Annotated in this window: 16 protein-coding genes; 14 read left to right on the top strand and 2 right to left on the bottom strand. The window is 35.2% G+C overall.

What is annotated here, in order from left to right:
* The first annotated feature begins 18 nt into the window (after positions 1-18).
* From pheS to dnaE, 14 genes are all read left to right on the top strand, one after another.
* Positions 19-1,011: a phenylalanine--tRNA ligase subunit alpha gene (gene pheS / locus ACZ47B_RS01960; protein ID WP_464894999.1), complete on the top strand. Its 993-nt coding sequence runs from the start codon at positions 19-21 to the stop codon at positions 1,009-1,011.
* Positions 1,008-3,335, top strand: a complete 2,328-nt coding sequence (pheT, locus tag ACZ47B_RS01965; protein WP_464895000.1) for a phenylalanine--tRNA ligase subunit beta — start codon at positions 1,008-1,010, stop codon at positions 3,333-3,335. Before pheS ends, pheT begins: the two co-directional genes overlap by 4 nt.
* Positions 3,332-4,636 (top strand): 3-phosphoshikimate 1-carboxyvinyltransferase, encoded by a 1,305-nt coding sequence (gene aroA, locus ACZ47B_RS01970; protein WP_464895001.1) that lies wholly within the window; start codon positions 3,332-3,334, stop codon positions 4,634-4,636. Before pheT ends, aroA begins: the two co-directional genes overlap by 4 nt.
* A complete protein-coding gene (locus ACZ47B_RS01975; protein WP_464895002.1) occupies positions 4,626-5,462 on the top strand; it encodes a 4-hydroxy-3-methylbut-2-enyl diphosphate reductase in 837 nt (278 codons plus the stop codon). The genes aroA and ACZ47B_RS01975 overlap by 11 nt, the downstream gene beginning before the upstream one ends.
* Positions 5,463-5,561: 99 nt before the next feature.
* The gene (locus tag ACZ47B_RS01980) at positions 5,562-7,247 is read left to right on the top strand and encodes a 30S ribosomal protein S1 (protein ID WP_464895003.1); all 1,686 of its coding nucleotides are present in this window, start codon (positions 5,562-5,564) and stop codon (positions 7,245-7,247) included.
* Positions 7,248-7,250: 3 nt separating this feature from the next.
* Entirely contained in the window at positions 7,251-7,739 is a 489-nt protein-coding gene (locus tag ACZ47B_RS01985; protein WP_464895004.1) for a hypothetical protein, read from the top strand.
* Between the two features lie 76 nt (positions 7,740-7,815).
* On the top strand, positions 7,816-9,402 hold the full coding sequence (gene serA / locus ACZ47B_RS01990; RefSeq protein ID WP_464895005.1) for a phosphoglycerate dehydrogenase: 1,587 nt from the start codon (positions 7,816-7,818) through the stop codon (positions 9,400-9,402).
* An 89-nt stretch (positions 9,403-9,491) separates the two neighbouring features.
* A complete protein-coding gene (locus ACZ47B_RS01995) occupies positions 9,492-10,883 on the top strand; it encodes a TolC family protein (RefSeq protein WP_464895006.1) in 1,392 nt (463 codons plus the stop codon).
* Between the two features lies 1 nt (position 10,884).
* Positions 10,885-11,679 carry an efflux RND transporter periplasmic adaptor subunit gene (locus ACZ47B_RS02000; protein WP_464895007.1) on the top strand — a complete coding sequence of 265 codons (795 nt, stop codon included), beginning with the start codon at positions 10,885-10,887 and terminating at the stop codon, positions 11,677-11,679.
* Between the two features lie 8 nt (positions 11,680-11,687).
* On the top strand, positions 11,688-13,316 hold the full coding sequence (locus ACZ47B_RS02005) for an efflux RND transporter permease subunit (protein ID WP_464895008.1): 1,629 nt from the start codon (positions 11,688-11,690) through the stop codon (positions 13,314-13,316).
* Positions 13,313-14,989 carry an efflux RND transporter permease subunit gene (locus ACZ47B_RS02010; RefSeq protein WP_464895009.1) on the top strand — a complete coding sequence of 559 codons (1,677 nt, stop codon included), beginning with the start codon at positions 13,313-13,315 and terminating at the stop codon, positions 14,987-14,989. Before ACZ47B_RS02005 ends, ACZ47B_RS02010 begins: the two co-directional genes overlap by 4 nt.
* Positions 14,990-14,999: 10 nt before the next feature.
* A complete protein-coding gene (efp, locus tag ACZ47B_RS02015; RefSeq protein ID WP_464895010.1) occupies positions 15,000-15,563 on the top strand; it encodes an elongation factor P in 564 nt (187 codons plus the stop codon).
* A gap of 18 nt (positions 15,564-15,581) precedes the next feature.
* The gene (locus tag ACZ47B_RS02020; protein ID WP_464895011.1) at positions 15,582-16,139 is read left to right on the top strand and encodes a DJ-1 family glyoxalase III; all 558 of its coding nucleotides are present in this window, start codon (positions 15,582-15,584) and stop codon (positions 16,137-16,139) included.
* Positions 16,140-16,202: 63 nt separating this feature from the next.
* Positions 16,203-19,700 (top strand): DNA polymerase III subunit alpha, encoded by a 3,498-nt coding sequence (gene dnaE / locus ACZ47B_RS02025; protein ID WP_464895012.1) that lies wholly within the window; start codon positions 16,203-16,205, stop codon positions 19,698-19,700.
* On the opposite strand, the gene ACZ47B_RS02030 is transcribed toward dnaE, so the two are convergent.
* Together ACZ47B_RS02030 and ACZ47B_RS02035 are read right to left on the bottom strand one after the other, a co-directional pair.
* Entirely contained in the window at positions 19,697-20,698 is a 1,002-nt protein-coding gene (locus ACZ47B_RS02030; protein ID WP_464895013.1) for a sensor histidine kinase, read from the bottom strand. The genes dnaE and ACZ47B_RS02030 overlap by 4 nt on opposite strands.
* A complete protein-coding gene (locus tag ACZ47B_RS02035) occupies positions 20,695-21,573 on the bottom strand; it encodes a DUF234 domain-containing protein (protein ID WP_464895014.1) in 879 nt (292 codons plus the stop codon). Before ACZ47B_RS02035 ends, ACZ47B_RS02030 begins: the two co-directional genes overlap by 4 nt.
* Positions 21,574-21,601: the final 28 nt, after the last annotated feature.

Raw genomic sequence — 21,601 nt, forward strand, 5'->3', positions numbered from 1 at the left:
TTTAGTAAGGTAAAATATTTGAAAAACTATATTCAAAAAATAAAGTCTGCTTTGGACCTGGAAGAACTTGAAAAATTAAGAATAGAAGTTTTTGGCAAAAAAGGGGTCTTGGCTGCTTCTTTTGCAAAGCTAAAAACTTTGGCAAATGAGGAAAAAAAGGCTTATGCCAAAGAAATCAATGATTTAAAGATCGAGTTGAGTGATATATTTAGCAGTAAAAAAGAGGAGCTTGTCAAAAAACATACAGAGGCTCTCATGCAAAAGGAGGGAGTGGATGTCACTCTTTTTGATGCTGCACAGGAGAGTGGGGCTTTGCATCCTGTGCAAGCCACAATGGATAAGATTATAGACTACTTTTTAAATATGAATTACGAGATTCAAGAAGGTCCTTTGGTAGAGGATGATTTTCATAATTTTGAAGCACTGAATCTTCCTGAATTTCATCCCGCAAGAGATATGCAAGATACCTTTTTCTTTAAAGACGGCATGTTGCTTCGCACACATACTTCACCGGTTCAGATAAGAACAATGCTTTCAAAAAAGCCTCCTATAAGAATGATAAGTCCGGGAGCGGTTTTTAGAAAAGATTTGGATCTAACCCATACTCCGCAATTTCATCAAGTTGAAGGTCTAGTTGTGGAAGAGGGTGATAAAGTGTCATTTTCAAACCTTAAATTTATCCTAGAAGATTTTTTGACTTATATGTTCGGGGATGTAAAAGTAAGATTTAGACCGAGCTTCTTTCCTTTTACGGAGCCCAGTGCGGAAGTTGATATAAGTTGTATATTTTGTAAAGGTGAGGGCTGTAGAGTCTGTTCTCATACCGGATGGCTTGAAGTGCTTGGATGTGGCATGGTGGATCCAAATGTCTATAAAGCCGTAGGTTATGAAAATGTAAGCGGCTTTGCTTTTGGACTCGGAGTCGAAAGATTTGCAATGCTGCTGCATCAAATACCGGATCTTAGATCATTATACGAAGGAGACTTGAGACTTTTGGAGCAGTTTAAATGATAATTACTAAAAATTGGTTGAATGAGTGGATCGATCTATCCGATAAAACAAACGAAGAGATATGTGATACGTTAAACTCCATAGGTTTGGAGGTAGATAGTTTAAAAAAGATAGAAATTCCAAAAAAAGTTGTAGTCGGTTTTATTAAGGAGTGCAAAAAACATCCTGATGCCGATAAATTGTCCGTTTGCCAAGTAGATTTGGGTAAAGAGACAGTGCAGATAGTTTGCGGTGCCAAAAATGTAAAAGCCGGTCAATTTGTTCCGGTAGCAACTATAGGTGCAGTTTTAGGAGATGATTTCAAGATAAAAAAAGCGAAATTAAGAGGCGTAGAGTCAAACGGCATGATATGTTCTTCAACCGAGATCGGACTTCCCGAGATCAATGATGGTATCATGGAGCTTGATGATAGTATAGGTGAGTTTGAGATAGGAAAAGAGCTCTGTGAATATGAACTGTTAAATGATGATATCATAGAGATAGAGCTTACCGCAAACAGAGGTGACTGCTTGAGTGTTTTCGGTGTTGCAAGGGATCTTGGCGCAGCTTATGAAAGAGAAGTATGCTATGTAGAGGATATGGAAGATGAAGACGGCACTTTGGGGATTGGAAGAGTTCTCTCCTTAAGCTCGAAAGATGGAAACTATTCATCACTACTTTACAAAGTATTTCAAAAAGAGAGCATGAGCGAACCGCTGCTTTTGAAACTAAGAACTGCTATGGTCGATAAAAAAAGTGATAATGTATATGATCTTTATAAAAATTATATCAACCATTCAACCGGTGTTATCATAAAGCTATATTCTTTTGATTTGTGTGAAAAAGACGGCAAATGCAAACTTGAATTGAAAAAGGATAAAAACGGTATAGAGTTTATCCAAATTGGTGATAAAGTGTCATATGTCGGGTTTGATGAAAAAGCTGAGCTGAAGCCCGCTAAAGATAGTGAAATTATCATATTCGAAGCGAGCTATGCACATCCTGATACTATTTCAAAAGCCGGTAAGTATATCGATAACAAGCAAGATAAGATATACTACCAATCAAGTAGAGGCAGCGAACCGAATTTGGAATTTGGAGCCAAACTTTTCAAGATAATCTTCTCAAAGTTTTCAAAAGTCAAATGGTACAGTGGATTTGAGATCATTGACAATAGAGCTGAGCCTAAGATCATAAATATCTATATCAGCAAAATTAACGCCCTTATTGGGCAAAAAGTTGAAAAAGGAACTATAGTTTCCATACTCAAAAATCTTGGTTTCAAAGTTGAGATGAAAGATGAGTTTGATTTGATGAGCGTAGAGATACCTCTTTTTAGACATGATATATGCAATGAAGAGGATATAACCGAAGAGATAGTAAGGATTGTCGGTATCGACAATATATCTTCATCTCCACTTGAATTCATAGAAGCTAACAATCAAAACAAAGCTTTGCAAAATTATAAAAAAAGAGTTTACTTTAGACAAAAAGCATCATCTAGTGGATTTTTCGAGATAACAAACTATATATTTACTGACAGTAGTAAACTTGAAAAATTTGGTTTTGAAAAAACTACAAAACAAAAAGAACTTTTAAATCCAGTAACAAAAGAGTTAAATACCCTAAGACCTACTCTGTTCCTAGGTTTGCTTGAGAGTGTAGAAAGAAACTACAAATACGGTAAAAAAAGCATAAGACTTTTTGAAGTAGGCACTGTTTTTGATAAAGATAGAAATGAAAGCGTAAAAATATCATTTATGTTTAGTGGCGAAACCGGCAGAGCTGCCATTAGAAACAGCGGGAAACCAAATGTTATAGACTTTTTTACATTCGCTCAGAAAATTTCTTCAATCATTGGACAGTTCGATATAGAAAAGGACAGTGATATAAAAAGTTATCTCTCGCCGTTTGAATCAGGTAAAGTTGTAAAAGACGGTACGGTGATAGGATATATAGGAAGAGTTCATTTGGATATTGAAAACGAGTATGATTTGCCAAAAACATATATATGTGAGATTGATTTTGATATATTGAAGTTTGAAAAAAAGATCGTAAAACCATATTCAAAATATCCTTCCGTTGAGAGAGATTTCAGTTTTATGATACCAAAGCAAATGCCTTATATTGAGGTTAAAAAGATCATATCGTCCGATTTGCCAAAAGAAGTGATCAAGTTCTATCCTATAGACAAATACGAAAGTAGTGATTTGGGTGACAATATAAGTTTAACTATAAGGTTTATACTTCAATCGTTTGATAAAACGCTCAATGATGATGATATAAATGCCATTACAACTCCTATCTTAAATAAATTAGAAAGTAGCGGAATCAAACTTAGATGAGTTTTTTAAAGGTTAGCAAAAGCGAAGGGTTTGATCTTGAGATCGATGAAATTGCAAGTGATAAGTCAATTTCACACAGAAGTGCCATATTTTCACTTTTAAGTGATAAAGCTTCAATGATTAAAAATTATCTAAAAGCGGAAGATACACTAAACAGTTTAAAAATAGTAAAAAATCTTGGAGCAGAAGTTGAAGAAACAGATAATGTCATCACTATTGTTCCGCCCAAAAATCAAATTGAGCCGTCTGAAATACTAGATTGCGGAAATTCCGGGACCGCAATGAGACTTTTTTGTGGTTTTCTTGCGGGAAGAACCGGTTTTTATGTACTTCACGGAGATAAATATCTTGCCCAAAGACCAATGAAAAGGGTAGTGTCGCCTTTAAGGAGCATAGGAGCGCATATTGACGGTAGAGATAATGGAAACTTTTCACCTCTTTGTATAAGAGGAGTAGAAAACCTTGAAGGTTTCGAGTATGAAAGTCCTATCGCTTCAGCTCAGGTAAAAAGTGCCATGATACTGGCTGCATTGAATGCAAAAACTTCTTCAATTTACACCGAACCATATATCAGCAGAGATCATACTGAAAGAATGTTAAAAGGAATGGGAGCGGATATAAAATCACACTTGCAAAAAGATTTGAAAAATAAAATCGAGATAAAGCCTTTAAAAAAACCTCTAAATCCTATCGAGATCGAAATACCCGCAGATCCTTCAAGCGCATTTTTCTTTGCCGTGGCTGCAGCAATATCAAAAAACTCGAAGATAGTCTTGAAAAATGTACTTTTAAATCCTACTAGAATCGAAGCGTATGAAATCCTAAAAAAAATGGGTGCAGATATAAAATATATAGTAAAAGATGAAAAATATGAAAAAGTCGGAGATATGGTGGTAAAAAGCTCCTCTTTGGAAGGGGTGGAGGTAAGTGAAAACATAGCATGGCTTATAGATGAACTTCCCGCACTTTCCATAGCAATGGCAATGGCAAAAGGAAAGAGTGTCGTTAAAAACGCAAAAGAGTTAAGAGTAAAAGAGAGTGACAGGATAAAAAGCGTAGTTGAAGGATTGAGATCGTGCGGGATAGAAACAAAAGAGTTTGAAGACGGATATGAGATCATAGGCGGTGATATAAAAGATAGCACGATCGACAGCTTCGGGGATCACAGAATCGCTATGAGCTTTGCCGTAGCCGGACTTGTTAACGGTATGAAAGTTGAAGATATAGAGTGCATAAATACCTCTTTTCCGAATTTTATGCAAATTTTACAAAAAATTACAAAGGTTGAGATTGGAAATTAGACTGGCAAAAAGTTACGGATTTTGTTTTGGGGTAAAAAGAGCTATAAAGATTGCCGAAGAATCCCCTAATAGTACCACTATCGGACCGCTTATCCATAACAATGAAGAGATAAACAGACTTAAAAACAGTTTCAATGTCGATACTATAAAAGATTATACCGAAGCGAAAGATATCAAAAAAGCTATCATAAGAACTCACGGTATTACAAAAGAAGGCTTTAAAAATTTAAAAGAAAAAAATGTCAATATCGTTGATGCGACTTGTCCTTTTGTCTCAAAACCGCAAAATATCTGTGAAGAGATGAGTAAAAAAGGGTATCAAATCGTAATGTTCGGAGATATAAACCATCCTGAGGTAAAAGGGGTCATAAGCTATGCCGAAGGTGATGTCGTTGTTGTTTTAAGCGAAAATGAGCTTGAAAATATAAAGTTAAATTCCAAAGTAGCTGTCATATCTCAAACTACAAGAAAATTTGAGGATTATACAAGGATAGTAAACTATATCATACCAAGAACAAAAGAGACAAGAGTGTTCAACACCATATGCAATGCGACATTTGAAAACCAGGAAGCCGTAAGAGAGCTTTCAAGAGAGTGTGACATAGTTATCATAGTAGGAGGAAAGAATTCCTCAAATACAAAACAGCTTTACACTATCGCAAAATCGAACTGCAGTGACAGTTACCTGATAGAAAATGAAAATGAACTTGAAAATAAATGGTTCAAGGATAAAAAAATATGCGGTATCAGTGCAGGTGCTTCTACTCCTGATTGGATTATACAAAATGTGGTTGAGAAAATTAAAGAAATAAATGGTATAATGTAGAAGAGTGTATGATAAATTTTAAATTTTAAGCTGCTTGCAGCTTAAAATTTAGGGTTTTATACTCTAAAATTTTTCGAAAAATTTTACAAAGGAAGTGTGATGGCAGAGGTGAACGATAAAGTTCTATCAGACCAAGAGGTAAGTGAAAATGTAGAGCATGTAGAAGATTTTGCTACAATGCTAGAGGAGTCTTTCAAAAAAGAGACAAGCGGAGAAAATGTAGTTGACGGTGTTATTGTTGAGATAAACGACAATATAGCTCTTGTTGATGTTGGCAAAAAAAGCGAGGGTGTCTTAAATCTTATGGAGATCACCGATAGTGAAGGAAATATCAAATACAATGTCGGCGATAGCATAAAAGTTGTCATAACCGGATATAGAAATGAAAGACCAAGCGTTTCTCACAAAAAAGCTCTTAAAAAAGCAAAAGTAAAAGAATTTATAAAAAATTATTCTGAAGAGAGCGATGAGACAGTAGAAGGTAAAGTTGTCGGTAAAAACAGAGGCGGTTTTATAGTGGAAAATGAAGATGGATGTGAATTTTTCCTACCAAGATCACAGGCGGCATACAGAGATGTAAATGCTCTTGTAGGAAAAAATATAAAAGCCAAAGTTTTAAAAGTTGACAAAGATAGTGAATCGATTATAATATCCAGAAAAAAATTTCTAGATGATGACAGAAAAAAGAAAAAAGAGTTGATTGACAAGCTGCTTGAAAGCGGTGAAATCGTAGAAGGTGTCATCAAAAAAATAACAACTTATGGAATGTTCGTTGATATTGGTGGAGTTGACGGCCTTGTTCACTACAGCGAGATAAGCTATAAAGGTCCTGTAAATCCGGCAAGTTTATATAAAGAGGGCGAAAGCGTAGCGGTTAAAGCCATAAAATACGATAAGGAAAAAAGACATCTTTCACTTTCCATTAAAGCAACACAAAGTGATCCATGGGAAGGTATCAAAGATCAACTTGAAGTCGGCGATGTTATAAAAGTTACTGTAAGCAATATAGAGCCTTACGGTGTGTTTGTCGATATAGGTAACGATATAGAGGGATTTTTACATATAAGTGAAATATCATGGGATAAAAATATCAAAAATCCAAAAGAGTATGTAAGCATCGACGAAGAGCTTGATGTGGAAGTTATTGAGATAGATGCCGACAGCAGAAGACTCAGAGTCAGCCTTAAAAATTTAAAGCCAAAACCGTTTGAAGAATTTTTACAAAAATACAAAACCGGTGATGTCGTAAAAGGTGTTATAACCACATTGACAAATTTTGGTGCATTTATAAAGATTGACGGCGTTGAGGGCTTACTACACAATGAAGATACTTCTTGGAATAGAAGTGACAAATGCAAAGATCTCTATGAAGTAGGACAGGAACTTGAAGTAAAGATCACAAAAATCGACAGAGATAATGAAAAAATCTCTCTTAGCGTTAAAGAGTTGTTAGAAAATCCTGTTCAAGTTTATGCAAAAACTCATAAAGTCGGGGATATAGTTGAAGGCACCATAAGAGACATAAAAGATTTTGGTGTTTTTGTTCAATTGGATGAAAATGTAGATGCTCTTATAAGAAAAGAGGATCTTGGTGATCTTAAAATGGACGAATTGAACGTAGGTGACACGATAGAATCAGTTATTGACTATATAGACGGCTCAAGAAATAGAATAAGATTATCTGTTAGAAAACTTTCAAGAATGAAAGAAAAAGCTATGTTGAATGAAATCAACAAAGAAGATAAAATGACACTTGGTGACATCATAAAAGATCAATTACAATAAAAAATGCAAAAAAAAGTACTGTTTTTAGTCTTTGGGGTTTTGCTTGTTTTTGTACTGTTTTTACTGATATTTTTACTAAATAGTTCAAATATCAAAAATAGTGATTATGACAATTATCCAAAAAACCCCAAAGATGAAAACAGTTCTCGTTATACCGGTAAAAACAGCTGGGCAGATAAACTCTCATCATATCAAAAGAAAGATTATCTATTTCCCGTAACTGAACTGTTTTTGACTATGAAGTTTGCAAAAAAGAAAAAAGTGGTTTTGACAAAAAGAGAAAATTACTATAGTTTGGTTATTCCTGATTTGAACAACTACTCTTTGTTTTGTATATTACAGATATTGGATAGAAAAAAAGTTCCTTATATCATAGAGGACGGATATGAAAATTCAAAGATTTTTATAAAAACTGACAAGATAAACAGACTTGAAGGTATATCCAATGAACTGAAAAAATATGATATATCTTCAAAAATAAAGAAGAGATAAAATCTTAATAACACTATAGTTATAAGCGATTTACAAAATATCGCTTCATGACTCACGAATTAAAGGAGATTTGTAAATGAAAATTAAAAAAGTTTTGGTTTGTGATGCAATACACTCCAAAGGTATAGAACTGTTAAAAAATGAAGAGGATATAGAAGTATTTGACGCGGCATCTTATCCAAAAGATGAACTTTTGGAGATTTTGGGTGATTATGATATCGCGATTACTAGAAGTTCTACTCCGGTCAATCAGGCATTTTTGGATCATGCTAAAAACTTGAAAGCAATAGTTAGAGCAGGTGTCGGGGTTGACAATGTGGATATGGAAGGATGCAGTAAAAAAGGTATCATAGTTATGAATGTCCCTACCGCAAACACTATAGCTGCAGTAGAGATGACTATGGCTCATCTTTTGGCAAGTGCCAGATCTTTTCCAAATGCTAACAATGACTTAAAACTCGATAGAGTTTGGAAAAGAGAAAAATGGTATGGTGTGGAGCTGTTTGAAAAGAAACTTGGTATCATCGGATTTGGCAACATCGGAAGTAGAGTGGGAGTTAGAGCTAAGGCATTCGGTATGGATGTGATAACTTACGATCCTTATATAGATCCTAAAAAAGCCATAGATCTAGGTGTTAAATATACGGAAAATTTCGATGATATTTTATCTTGTGATTTTATAACCATCCATACACCTAAAAACAAAGAAACTATAGATATGATCTCATATGATGAGATAAAGAAGATGAAAGATGGAGTAAGACTGGTAAATTGTGCTAGAGGCGGACTTTACAATGAAGATGCGCTTTATGACAATATAAAAAGCGGCAAAATCGCATATGCGGGCATAGATGTATTTGCAAAAGAGCCTGCGATAAATAATAAACTTTTAGACCTTGATAATATCTCTGTTACTCCCCATCTGGGTGCAAACACATATGAATCCCAGGAAAAAATAGCTACTCAAGCTGCTGAACAAGCTATATGTGCAGCCAGAGGAAGTAGTTATCCAAATGCATTAAATCTTCCTATAGATGAAACCAAAATGCCTTCTTTTGTAAAACCTTACCTGGAGTTGATGCAAAAAATGGGTTCACTTGCCGCACAGGTCAATAAAGCGACCATTAGAACTATAAAAGTTGTAGCTGAAGGAGAAATATCTGAATATCTTGATTCTTTGCTTACATTTGCGCTAGTAGGTAGTCTTAGAGAATCAATGGGTGAACAGGTAAACTATGTAAATGCCAAATTTCTTGCCGAAGAGAAAGATATAAAAACTTTAACCGAAGTTTCCAACGGTAACAGTGCATTTAAAAATAGAATCGATATCTATCTTAGCACAAACAAAGGTACGATCGAGATAAGCGGTACGGCTTTTGGTGATGATATACAAAGAATCGTCAAGTTCGACGGATTTGCATTGGATGTTGAACCTAAAGGAAAAATGATCATATTTAAAAATACCGATGTTCCGGGTGTTATCGGAGAAGTAGGTACGATTTTGGCACAAAACGGTATCAATATCGCTGATTTTAGACTCGGCAGAAACAACAAATCTCAAGCACTGGCTGTAATTCTTGTTGATAACAGTGTTAACAAAGATATACTAAATCAACTATCAAAGCTTGAAGCTTGCATTAGTGTTTCTTATGTTATTCTATAATTATAAATTTATGTTATAAAACTATTTATCTGATATTAAGTACCAACTTAATATAATTCATATTTTTATGATAATGATAAGGAGGACTAATGAAAATCATTTTTAGTTTGCTTTTATTGGTTTCATCTATTTTTGCAATGCAAAGAGAGTTGACTTTAAATGAAGCGATCAACTTGTTGAAAAAAAACAGCTCAAATATAAAAATTGCAAAATTCAATGAAAAGATAGCAAATTTTAAAACCCAAATCGCAAAAAGTTACAACTATGGAAATCTTGATTATACTTTAAATGCCCTAAGAAGCAATGATGCCGGAAATGTTTTTGGTTTCAAGTTGCAAAGCAGAGAAGCTACATTTGGGGATTTTGGTTTTAAGGATTTTCTAACTCCTTTAGGAGGAGCTATATATGGAGCATCACAAGGTAATCCGCCTTCTGATATGAGTAGTTTACTACAAGTTCAGCCAAATGACTTAAACTACCCCGGATACAGGAGCCATTTTCAAAATAAATTAACTTACAAAGTTCCTCTTTTTACCGGATACAAACTTACGCAGTACAAAGTCATTATGCAAGATATGGAAAAACTCTCCAAACTTGATACGAAAAAAATCATAAATGAAGAGATATATCAAACAAAAAAAACTTTTTACAATATCTCTTTGGTAGAAAACTACATAAAACATTTAAAGCAGTTAAAAAGCAATATCGACAAGCTTGAAGATATCATAAGAGCTTTTAAAAGTGAAGGTTATGCAAAAGATACGGATATACTCGAAGTTGAAGCAAAAAAAGCAAGTGTGCTTAGCTACTTGAACCAGGCAAGATTGAATAGAGACTTAGCTTATCAGTATCTTGAATTTTTAATAGGAGAAAAAGTCGAGTCTATCTCTCATGTTAGTGATCTCGCTCCTTTGCCAAAAGAGAGTATAGATCAAATGGTAGAAAAAACCATAGATCTTAAAATGGCAAGGTTGGGTCTAAAGATAACAAAAGAAAATATAAAACTGAAAAAGAGTGCATACTACCCGGTGATAGGTGCATTTGGAGAGTACTCCACGGCTGATGACAAGCCTTTCAATGATTTTTTCAAACATGACAGTGTTACGTTTGGTGCACAGTTGAAATGGAATCTTTTTGACGGAGGTAAAAAATCGGCTGAATTTCAAGAAGCACAAGTAAAACATATGCAAATGGCCGAAAAACTTTCCCTTGCAAAAAGAGGCCTAGCTCTTAAAATAAGACAAATCATAACAGAAGTCAAAAGTAAAGATTATGATGTCAAAGCAAAAGAAAAAGAGTTTGAATTTACAAAAAAGGTTTTTGAACAATACGAAGGCAAATACAAAGAAGGCTTGGAGAAGATAAGCGATGTTCTCATAAAGCACTCCCAGGAGATAAAAGCGCTTCTTGAACTTTTAAAAGTTAAAACCGATAGAAATCAAAAAGTTTTCGAATTAGAAAGTTTACTGGAGGAGAGATAGTATGAAAAAGATATTAATAGCACTTTTAATGACAGTTACGTTTGTAAACGCAACCGATATAAAGCTTTCAGGTACGGTCGTAAGTGATGATACAAAGATGATAGCAAGCAGATTTATGGGGTTTGTAAAAAACGTATATGTCGATGAGGGTGATTATGTAAAAAAAGGAAAACTTCTTTATGAGATAGATTCAAAAGAGATAGATTTGGCAAAATCTCAAGTTGAACTTGCCATATCTCAGGCACAACTTGCGGTACAAATGAATCAAAACATGCACAATAATGCGCATCTAAATTATGAAAGATATAAAAGACTTTACAAAAAAGGTTTTGTTTCCAAGTACGATATGGAAAATATGCAACTTATGGAAAAAAATACAAAAGATATGGTCGCAATCTCCAAAAAACAGTTAGCTCAGGCAAAAGCCAAATTAAAAGAGGTTTTGCATCAGTATGACTATCTAAAGCTAAAAGCTCCAAATGATGGAGTGATCATACAAAAAAATATAAAAGTCGGTCAGATAGCAATCCCTGGTATGCCGGCACTTATACTTACTTCACTAAATGATTTGAAGATCATGGTACAAATCGGTGAGAGTAATTTAAAAAGTATAAAGCTTGGAGAAAAAGTAAAAGTGCAAATCCCATCCATTGGATATAAAACTGTTGGAACCATAGCTTCAATCATTCCTGCGGCAAATCCGATGACACATAAATTTAAAGTTAAAATTGCATTCAAAAAAGATAAATCAAGTGAAATTATTCCGGGAATGTATGCAGAAGTCAATATACAATAGGGGGATATATGGAAAATAAAAATGATATAAATTATAAACCCAAAGATTATGCAGGTAAACTTGCGCTATCTTTTTTGCATAATCCGCTAACTGCGATGTTGGCGGTCTTTATCTTGGCAATTGGTTATCTTTCACTTGAAATTATGCCAAGAGAGGAGGATCCTCAGATAGCCATAAGCGGAGGAGCCATTATAGTGCCGATGCCGGGAGCTACTCCAAAAGAGATAGAAAATGTTATTATCAAGCCGCTTGAAGAGAGGATAAGAGAAATTTCAGGGGTTGAGCATATTTATGGTATGGCTATGCATAATGTAGGAATCGTAAATGTACAGTACTATATAGGTCAAAACAGACAAATTTCAAATCTGAAACTTTATGATAAAGTTATGCAGCACATGGATGAGCTTCCTAAAAATGCAATGAATCCGATAGTTAAACCTTTTGATATAGATATAGATATACCTATACTATCTTATGCGTTTTATAAGAAAAATAAAAATCTAAGCGATGCCAAGCTTTTTAAAATAGTAAAAGATATACAGTATCAAATAAACGGCATAAAAAATGTCTCAAAAACAGAAGTTAAAGGCGCACACAAAAGACAATTTAATATCTTAGTCGATTTGAACAAACTAAAAGGTTATCATCTCTCTTTGGGGCAGATCATGAAAGCAGTCAGCTCCATCGCCAAAGAGGTACCGGAAGTAAAAAATAGAACAAAAGATAAAAAGATAGTCATCTTTGGTGTCCCAAATAGCATCGAAAGTATAGAAGATGTAAAAAATATAATGGTTGCAAACTATATGAACTCTCCTATCTATGTCAAAGATATAGCAAGGGTAAAAGATGGTATAGATATACAAAATTTCAAACAAGCAGATATATGGACAAAAGATCTTAAAAATGATACTCCGCAATATACTTTGACTATAGCAAAACTAAAAAGTACAAATGCGGTTTTTGTAGCCAACGATGTCATAGCGAAAATCAATGAGTTAAAACCGATGCTTCAAAAAGAAGGCATTGGTTATGTACTTACAAGAAACTATGGTAAAAGAGCGAATGATGCGGTAAATGAACTAGTAGATCATCTTTTGATAACTATCGGTATCATTGCCGTTATGCTTGTATTCTTCCTTGGTTGGAGAGAGTCCATCATCGTTACTTTTACAGTTCCGGCCATTTTAGCTATAACTTTATTTGTTGCTTATATAACAGGTCAAACTATAAACAGAATCACGCTTTTTGCATTTTTACTCTCTTTGGGACTTTTGGTAGATGCCGCTATCATAGTTATAGAAAATATACACAGGCATTTGCATGATCACTCTTCGGTGGATAAAAGTATGGATGAAATCGTTGTAGAAGCAACAGATGAGATAGGCTCTCCTACAAATATAGCAACACTTGCAATTATACTTACAATGGTGCCTATGGCATTTGTAGGGGGAATGATGGGAGAGTTTATGAAACCGATACCTCAAAATGTTCCGGTTGCTTTGATAGCATCTTTGGTTATAGCATATATATTTACACCATATTTATCTAAAAAATTACTAAAAAAACCAAAACTTCATCACCATCATCACCATTTTCAAAAAGAGGATGAAAATGATGCAAATGGAGGTGAGAAATGAAATTTTATGAAAAATTCGTATATACTATCATAAATAGTACATTTTTAAAATCACTTGTTATCATCATCACACTTCTTGCACTTGTAGGTTCAGTTATGATGCTACCGACCAAAGTGGTCTTAGCAAAGATGCTTCCTGGTAAAAGCGCAAATACATACAGTGTTTATATTGATTTGCCTACCGGTAGTTCCATAGAAGAGACTAGGAGAGTAGGAGAGTGCGTCTTAAATACCTTAAAAAAAGAGAAAGAGGTAACAGATATAGAGAGTTATTACGGCGAAGGAGCCCCGCTTGATTACGCAGGACTTGTAAAAGGAAGCGGGTTTAAAAACAGTGAAAATGTTGCCGAATTCGTTATAAATCTAACTGATAAACATGAAAGAGAAGAGACAAGTTATGAGATGGTTCATAGACTTAGACCTGTGATAAAAAATAGTTGCGAAAAGTTAAAAAAAGGGACTGTTATAAAGATGATAGAGCAACCCGCAGGTCCTCCTACGCTTGCTTCAATAGTCACTGAAATTTACGGCCAAAATCTAAACTCAGTCAGAAAGCTTGCAAAAAGAGTTGAAGGCATACTTAAAAAAACTGATGGTCTAGTTGATGTGGATATCATGGATGATGACATATACCCAAAATACAATGTAAAACCAAATGTTGACAAGATTCAAAAAAGTGGACTTTCAGTAGAGCAAGTCCAAAAGATACTCTATCTTGCTTTTGAGGGTATGGCAGTTGGAGTTAAAAACTCTGAAGATTATCCTTCTCAGATAAGTATATTTTTAAGACTTAGCGACAAAACCAGAAGATTTGATGCGGCAAATCTACATGATGTAAAAGCGAAACTATCATCTTTTGAGCTTATGAATCAAAAAGGGATGATGGTACCGCTTGGAGAAGTGGTTGATATAACAAAAACCACTAATGAACCTATGATAACGCATAAGGATTTGAAAAGATACATCAATGTTACCGCTGAAACAGATGAAGTATCCCAGGTATATCCGCTTTTGGATGCAAGAGATAAAATGATAAAAGAGTTATCGAAGTACTACACTATCAAAAAAGATAGTGTAAAAAACTTTACACATATGTTCGACCTTCATTTAACAGATAAAAAAACAGGTGAAAAACTTGATATAGTATGGGATGGAGAGATGAAAGTAACTCTTGATACTTTTAGAGACTTGGGTCTTGCATTTATAGCTGCACTTGTGCTAATATATGTTTTAATGGTCATATACTATAAGAGTTACTCTATAAGCTCCATCATAATGGCTGGCAGTTTTTTGTCTATCATAGGCGTTATAGTGGGTCATTGGGTAGCTGATCTGGTTACAAAAGATACTTTCTTTTTAACGGCGACCAGTCTTATAGGATTTATAGCACTTATGGGTATAAGTTCAAGAAACTCACTTTTGCTTGTAGATTTTGCAAAAGCACTCATAAGTGAAAAAGGGATGGAGAAAAAAAGAGCCATAGCAGTTGCAACGGCAACAAGAGCAAAGCCTATCATGCTAACTGCGATCGCTATCATACTCGGCTCTGCACTTCTTGCAAGTGATCCGATTTTCGGTGGTTTAGGAGTGGCTCTTATAGGCGGTACAGTTGCGGCAGTTGCAGTATCACTAATATTTATCCCGGTTTTAATGGATAATACAAAAGCAATATAAAGGAAAAAAAATGGCAACATATTCAATGGGAGATTTGAAAAAAGGTTTAAAGATAGAGTTAAACGGCATACCTTATAAAATAGTCGAGTATCAACATGTAAAACCCGGCAAAGGTGCCGCGTTTGTTAGAGTAAAGATAAAATCATATTTAAACGGTAAAGTCATAGATAAAACTTTTCATGCGGGAGATAAGTGCCAGTCACCTGATTTGGAAGATAAAGTTATGCAGTATCTTTATAATGACGGCAAAATGCTACACTTTATGGATACGACAACTTATGAGCAAATAGCTCTTAGTGAAGATCAAGTAGGAGATGCCGCTCAGTGGCTCATTGACGGTATGAATGCGGATATACTTTTTCACAACGGAGAGGCTATAGGTGTGGAAGCTCCAAGTGTAGTAGAGCTTAAAATCGTAGAAACCCCACCAAACTTCAAAGGTGACTCGCAAGGCGGTAAAAAACCGGCAACTTTAGAGAGTGGGGCGGTTGTACAGGTACCTTTTCATGTGCTTGAAGGTGATACCATAAGAGTCGATACTGCAAAAGGCGAGTATTTGGAGAAAGTTAAATAACTTTTTAAGGAGGCAGAAATGGCAAAAGTTTTAGTTCCATTGGCAAACGGTTTTGAGGAGATAGAGGCTATGAGTATCATAGATGTTTTAAGTAGAGCCGGCATCGAAGTTGTAGTTGCAGGGCTTGAAAAAAGAGAAGTCGAGGGCTCAAATACCGGACTTAAAGTGATAGCTCATACCGTTTTGGATGAAGTCGATGTCGACTCGCTAGATATGATCGTGCTTCCCGGTGGACTTCCTGGAGCTGAATATCTGGCAAAAAGTGAAAAAGTTAAATCCATCATAAAAGAGTTGAACCAAAAAGATAAACCGGTTGGTGCTATTTGTGCAGCTCCTTGGGCACTAAAAGAAGCCGGGGTACTTGACGGGAAAAAACATACTAACTATCCCGGTTTTGAAAGCCATACCGGCAAAGAGGGGTATATTGCAGATCAAAAAGTAGTTATCGATGGGAATGTCATAACTTCAAGAGGTCCCGGCACTGCTATATGTTTCGGACTTGAAATTGTAAAAATGCTTGTCGGAGATGAAAAATACAGTGAATTAAAAGCCGGACTTTTAGCTGATTTTTGTTAAATTTACCTCAAAATTATATAATTTTCCCTATAATTATAAAGTTATAATTATAGGGAGGCTTCCGTGAGTAATATAAAATTTACCCATTTACATCTACATACCGAATATTCGCTTCTTGATGGGGCAAATAAGATAAAACTACTTGCAAAAACCTTGAAAGATCAGGGTGTACAAAGTGTTGCAATCACCGATCACGGCAATATGTTCGGTGCGATTGATTTTTATAAAACCATGAAAAGTGAGGGGATAAAGCCGATAATCGGTATGGAGGCTTATATCCATAATCAAGATGACATTTCAGACAAAACCACCAGACAGCGATTTCACCTGTGCTTGTATGCAAAAAACATGACAGGTTATAAAAATCTTATGTATCTTAGTTCTCAAAGTTATATACATGGATTTTACTATTATCCAAGGATAAACAAAAAGCTTTTAAAAGAGCATAGCGAGGGAATCATATGTTCATCCGCCTGCCTCCAGGGGGAAGTTAACTGGCACTTAAATACAAACAGTGAAAGAAACAGGAAATTTGGAGCCAAAGGGTATGAAAGAGCAAAAGAGATAGCACTTGAATACAAAGATATATTTGGGGATGATTTTTATCTTGAACTTATGAGACACGGTATAAATGATCAACTTTTTATAGATGAACAGGCTATAAAATTGTCACTTGAAACAGGTATAAAGATCATAGCTACAAACGATACCCACTATTTAAAACAAGAAGAAGCCGACGCACATGAAGCATTTATGTGTATTGCAATGAACAAGGAGTTTGATGATCCAAACAGGCTTAGGCACTCTGTACACGAATTTTATCTAAAAACGCCTCAGGAGATGGCAAAGTTATATGTCGATATCCCCGAGGCTATCGAAAATACTCAAGAAATAGTTGAAAAATGTAATCTTGAACTCGATCTTGGTCACCCTACACCTCCAAAATTCAAATTTACCAAAGAGTATGCAAAAAAAGAGGGACTTGATTATGAAAGTGATGATGAATATTTTGAGCATAAGTGCAAAGAAGGTTTGAAAGAGAGGCTTAAAATCGTTCCTGAAGATGAGCATCAGAGATACCGGGATAGGTTGCAAAGAGAGATAGATATCATCAACAAGATGAAATTTCCGGGGTATATGCTTATCGTTTGGGATTTTACAAGAGAGGCTAAAAAAAGAGGTATTCCCGTGGGTCCAGGTCGTGGATCGGCTGCCGGAAGTCTGGTGGCATATGCGTTGAAGATAACAGATATCGATCCTATGAAATATGACCTTCTTTTTGAGAGATTTTTAAATCCCGAAAGAGTCAGTATGCCTGATATCGATATGGATTTTTGTCAGGCAAGAAGAGGCGAAATTATAAATTATGTCGTTGAAAAATACGGAAGATACAATGTAGCTCAAGTTATAACTTTCGGTAAACTTTTGGCAAAAGGAGTCATAAGAGATACGGCAAGGGTTCTTGGTATGCCATACAGTGAAGCGGACAGGATGGCGAAACTGATACCTGATGAACTTGGCATCACTCTTGAAAAAGCTTACGAAAAAGAGCCAAAACTTAGAGAACTTATAAAAAATGACTCATCGGCAGCTAGGGTTTGGAAATTTGCACTCTCTTTGGAGGGCCTAAATAGAAATGCAGGAATGCACGCGGCAGGAGTAGTGCTAAGTAACGAAGAGTTATGGCACAAAACCCCATTATACAAGCCTTCAGGAGAAGAACATCTCGTAACCCAGTACTCTTTGAAGTATCTTGAGGATGTTGATCTTATCAAGTTTGACTTTTTGGGACTTAAAACATTGACCGTTATAGACAATGCTCTAAAACTTATAAAAAAAAGATATGACAAAGAGATAGATTTTACAACCATTGATGTAAATGATCCTAAGATTTATGAACTCATTCAAAGTGGAAATACTTTGGGGCTCTTTCAGATAGAATCAAGCGGTATGCAGCAGCTTAATGAAAGACTAAAACCTACTACTTTTGAAGATATTATAGCGGTTTTGGCTCTATACAGGCCCGGTCCTATGGAAAGTGGTATGTTGGATGATTTTATCGAAAGAAAGCATGGAAGAGCACCTATAACATATATGTTTCCTGAGCTTGAGCCGATACTAAAGCCGACTTACGGGGTTATTGTATATCAAGAACAGGTTATGCAGATAGTTCAAACCATAGGTGGCTTTACTCTAGGCGGTGCTGATGTGGTAAGACGGGCTATGGGTAAAAAAATCAAATCTGAAATGGACAGACTAAAAGGTGAGTTTGCCGAAGGTGCTGCAAAGAAAGGGTTCGACAGGAAAAAAGCCGAAGAATTATTTGATTTGATAGTCAAATTTGCAGGGTATGGTTTTAACAAGTCTCACTCTGCGGCATATGCCATGATAACTTTTCAAACAAGCTTCTTAAAAGCTTACTATCCACAAGAGTTCATGGCAGCACTTTTGACAAGTGAGCAGGACAATACCGATAAAATAGTCAAATATATCGATGAAGTGAAAAGGCTGGGTATCGAGCTTTTGCCACCGGATATAAAAAGAAGTTATATAGAATTTTCCGCCATAGAAAATGACGGGAAAAAAGCTATACTTTTTGGTTTGGGTGCCATAAAAGGGGTAGGTGAGAAAGCTATAGAGAGCATTATAGAAGCCAGAAACGAAAAGCAGTTTGAAGATTTGAACGATTTTATCTCAAGGATTGATACATCCAAAGTGAACAAAAGAGTTTTGGAGTCTTTGATTAAGTCCGGCAGTTTTGACGGATTTAAGTATTCAAGACGAGCACTTTTGGATCATATAGAGCATATCGTAAATGCCGGAGCAGAGTGCAACAGAGCAAAAAAGATGGCTGAAAACTCACTCTTTGGAGATAGTGCGGAGATGGTGGAAGCCAGGGTTGAGATAGTCGATATGCCAGAGTTCGAGTTAAAAGATATCCTTGACCTTGAAAAAGAGACCATGGGGTTTTACGTCTCAGGCCATCCGCTTGATAGCTACAGGGAAGAGATAGAAAAAATTCCTCATACCCTCTCAAGTGAAGTAGACTCCATAGCTGACGGCAGTAAAGCTCTTTTTATAGGCAAGGTAGAGGATATAACAACCAAGATAAGTAAAAAAGGTAATAAATTCGGCATCATAAATATCATGGATTTTCACGGCAACATAGAGCTTACCGTATTTGAAAAGATGCTTTATCAACTTGAAAAGATGGATTTGGAAAAACCGTTGGCATTTAAAGTACAGGTAAACAGAGATGATCAATTTACAAGGATAAAAACACTCAAGATCATGGGGATCGACGAATCAAAAAAAGAAAAGATAGATACCAAGATAGTAGAAGCCCCAAAAGAGCCTATCTTCATTAAGATCAAACTTTCACACGAACTTGACATTCTTGAAAAACTGTACTCGCTGGTAAGAAGATACCAAGGCGGCAGGGAGTTGAAGTTGGTCATAAGTTCCAAAAGAGAAGATGTGGTAATAGATGTAAGCGAAAGAGTCAATGAAGATATCATAGATGAGCTTTCAAAATTAGAATCATTTGAAGCGGTTGCTTAAAGATATATCTTAAACCCTTTATCCTCTTTAAGTAGCTCTATAGTTGCATTGTGGGCGTTTAGTATCTCCAATGATAGTGCAAGTCCTAGTCCGTGACCTTTGGTTTTTGTTGTTTTAAAAGGCTCATACAATATGCTTGTATCTTCTATCTTGGGTGCTGAGTCAAGGATAGAAAATGAACCTTTTTCAAAAATTATCTTTATCCAGCCGTTTTCACTCTCATCCTCTTCTATGGCATCTATGGCGTTAAATATAAAGTTTTGAAGCACTATACTGAAAAGATCGAAATCAACTTCTATGACAGACTCATCCATATCGAATTTTATATCTATATCTTTACTGTATGCATAGTACTCAAGGGCGGTTTTTATCTCTTCTTCAAACTCTTTGATTTTGACGCAGCTTTTATGTATGGATACACCTTTTGTAAAAAGAAGTGTGGCTTTTATGATCCTTTCAACCCTCCATATGGCTTTTTTTATCTCCTCTACCAAAGGTCTGTTTTTGGGTGCTACTCTTTTTAAAAGAGTTGAAGCCGTTAAGGAGACCGATCCTATGGGGTTTCTTATCTCATGGGAGAGGTGAGCTGCTATCTGCCCCATGGATGCCAGTCTTTCACTTCTTTTTTCCTGTGTTATATCCGTAGCACTTACTATCTTCTTGCCAAAAGCGTGACTCGTTTTTACAAGGTAGTAATTGCTGTCATGCTCTATTTCGTCACTCTCTTGGTTTTTGTCTATCTTTTTTATCAAGTTCGAAATCTTTTTTGCCTCGGAGTTTTCTAAAAAAATCTCTTCATTTTCATCTATAACCCATATGGCATTTGGTAAAACTTCCACGACCTGCTTGATGAAATTCTGCAAATTGTCATAAGACTTTTTTAATTCTTTATACTCGTTTTCGACCGCATATGTCTGCTCAATGAGTCCTTTTAGAGTATCTTTTAGTATATCTTTTTCTTTTGAATCCAGTTTTTCCAACATCTCTTTATCTATCATATCATTTTCCTAAAATCCTCTATATTAAAAAGTAGTATATCTTTCTCTTTTTTCAAAGATTCGCTAAAACCGTTTTTTGAAAAAAGAGCGAAATTGATGATATCAAAATCAAGATTTTTTGCTTTGTTTTGCAATTTTCTTAAAGTGTTTTTACAAATCTTTTGATTGGTCCATTTGCATTCGCCTATGATATAGCGATTATTTTTGTTTTTTGCCAGCATATCATATTCTGTATTTATATCCCAATATCCCCCGCTTTCAACTATATCCAGATCCCAACAAGGCTCTTGTATAAGCTCGTTTGACAACTCTTCAAAAGTCAAGCTTACATATTTTTCAAAACCGTTTTTGATAGCATTTATACAATTTTGTTGTACGCCTTCGTCCAAATCATCGCTAAATGGTGATATGAATGTATACCAGAATCTATCAAAATTTTTTACAAATCTCAGCTTATCTTCCGGAGAGTAACCTCTGTATTCTTTTTTTATATATCTGTTTTTCCCTCTTTGGGGTATTTGTTCTCTTGTCAACTCTTTTTCAATGATTTTTTCACTGTAAAGTTCTTTGTGAAGGATTCTTCCTTTGATTTGTGATATTTCTTTTGAATTTCTATAGAGCGCATACTGTTTTCTATCTCCCCAAGCCAATTTTTTTAATATCAACTCCTTATCTTTATCCAAAGAGAATCTTTTTTTCAATTCTTTATAGTTTTGCAATACAAATACTTGAATATTTTTAAATATGTCATTGTCCAAAACGGTATCGTTAAGTCCAAGTCCGTCAAAAACAGCAAAATTTTCTATAAGCTCTCTTGTGTCAAGATAAGTAAAATTACTACAAAACTCTTTAAAGTCATTTTTTATATTACCCATGGATATATTTTACTAAAGTTTTGATAAA

It is taken from the genome of Thiofractor thiocamini (genome assembly GCF_055384375.1).